Below are 2142 nucleotides of genomic sequence, written 5' to 3'. Positions count from 1 at the left end.
AGCGCACAAGAAGACATTGATGCAAGTATAAAGCGCTTAACGGATAGCGAACGACAGGAGCTGGATAACGCTGCGCAAGCGATTGTTGATGACTGGCAACGTAATGAGATTAAGAGTTTTAACTTGGCATAACAGGTGAGGCGCTCTCACCAAGATAGTGTGTTTGAGAAAGCGGGGGGAGGCTCAAAACAGCTAACCCCAAGCACATCATCATAAACGCAGTGGGTGTCGACTGACTGCGTTATCCACTCCACAGTTTCGAAGGACATACTTCTAACCCGAAGAGTATGATAGCCAAAGGGGATATTGCCCACGCATTTTTAGTGCTAGATCATGAAAAAAGCGGACTACAACGATGCTGAAATTAATAGTCCTGAAGTTGTAGCTGAGTTTAAGGATGAACTAAAAAGAAGCTTAAAGGATGAACAGTTTGTAGAAATAACAACATTTTCAAAAGTAGTTGAGGGAGCAGAATGAAAATTACGATAGCGGATAGTATGGCGTATGTTTGGAATTCTGATAAGGGAATAGAGGCAGAGTTACTGGACAGTAGTGTATTTATAAACAAAGAAGAAGGGTGGGAGATTAGTCACTACTCTTATGAGCGTCAGCTAGCTGGTGTTGTGCAATTTGAACGCAAGGACGTGCCTGTATTCAGTGATGGGGACAATAATTATTTTTACAATCATAAAGAAGCAGGACATTTAAACTTCGCTCCCAACCTCTTTTTAGGTGTGATGGGTAATGGTAGTACATTTTATTATCAAGGGAGTGATGATTTACGAGTTGTTGCTAAAAGTCCGGAAGGTACTTTGAAGCGCTCAGATGAGACGTTAAAAAATACTTTCATAAATAATAATTATTTATACGCGCTACCCTGGGATACCCCAGTTGTCAAAAAATTTGATTCCGATTTAGGTAAAGTTTGGGCTGCAAATATAGAGGGTAAAGTTGGTTCCGGCTCCCTAGCTCCTGTAATGTCGGGTGGGCTGGTTATTTTTTCTGCTGGGAACCAGTCACGCAGGCGCGAAAAGCCTAAGAGTTTAGTCGGGTGTATTCAAGATAGTGATGGTTCTAGTTTGTGGGTAAAAGAAATTTCAGCTCTGGTGACTGATTACCTCATAGAAAGTAATAGGCTATGGGTTGCATCATTGTCAGGGTTAGAAATAATCGATGTTAGTAGTGGTGAAGTTTTAAGTGCTATTGGAATGGAGTTTGACCCCCAAAATACGCGTAGGGTTGATAAGGCTACTATTTCAACCTATGGGGGTTATATATTTTATTGCCATCAACCATTATTAAAAATGTTTATTTTTGATAAAAGTAACTTTGCCCTTGTGAAAGAGATTGAGGTACCCGAAGGTATTCAGCCTGGGCAACTTTTGACGGTCGATGAAAGCTCTGAAAATTTATACTTCTATGGTTATCAAAGAGGTAAAGAAGTTGGTAATGCTTTCCTACTTGAACTAGACCCAAATAATTTGGATGCGCCAATAGAGTTTGAACCCACTCCTGATATTTCCTCGCGCTTTGTTGCGACAGAAGACACGCCGGAGCAATGTGAACTACATATAGATATCACTACAGAATCGCTTGATGATGCCATTCGCTTTGGTGAAATTACGGTACGTAAGCTGGCCATGCAGCATAGCCTGAGCTTATTACGCAGCGGCCCTTGTTTAGCTGAGCAAGGTTTAAAACCGGATGAGCGTTTTAATGGCACTATTCGCTTAGTGTTGCACGATGTGCAAGGGGATACCGCTCAAATTGACGAGTATCTCGCCACACTCAAGCAGCGCGTGGATGAATGGGCGGCAGGCTTTGATACCTTAGTTGGCTGGTTTAAAAACCCCGACACAGGAGGCTATATTCGCACTCAGGTATTCCCTCGACGTGCGGGGCAGCCCGAGCAAGTGCGTATTCTTCCAAAAGGAAACCCCTTTGCAGAGCATGAGCTTGATGACTTTGTTTCCGATTTAGAAAGTGACACGCTGAAACTGGACAACAAACATTACGTTGCACGGCTGACTGAGCTAACAGAGACGATAACTAGCGAGCAAAGTAGTCCTCAAGACATGGCAACGGCGACCTATTTTAAGGGGACACTGGCTTACATGAACAATGATGAGCAAGCCGCGTTGG

General features: G+C 43.0%; 2 protein-coding genes. Both read left to right on the top strand.

What is annotated here, in order from left to right; translation table 11 throughout:
- Positions 1 to 333 precede the first annotated feature (333 nt).
- On the top strand, positions 334 to 477 hold the full coding sequence (locus tag MHM93_RS19260) for a hypothetical protein (RefSeq protein ID WP_239450221.1): 144 nt from the start codon (positions 334 to 336) through the stop codon (positions 475 to 477).
- The coding region (locus MHM93_RS19255; protein WP_239450220.1) for a hypothetical protein at positions 474 to 2142 on the top strand (1669 nt) is incomplete at its 3' end. The genes MHM93_RS19260 and MHM93_RS19255, both read left to right, overlap by 4 nt.

Source organism: Pseudoalteromonas sp. MM17-2 (genome assembly GCF_022347945.1).
Classification (GTDB): Bacteria; Pseudomonadota; Gammaproteobacteria; order Enterobacterales; family Alteromonadaceae; genus Pseudoalteromonas; species Pseudoalteromonas ruthenica.
Note: the sequence above shows the minus strand (reverse complement) of the source record. Positions and strands in the feature narration are given on the sequence as shown.

What these genes read in the sequence shown, in the direction of transcription:
- MHM93_RS19260 (WP_239450221.1), top strand. Translation starts at nt 334, where the DNA reads ATGAAAAAAGCGGACTACAACGATGCTGAAATTAATAGTCCTGAAGTT.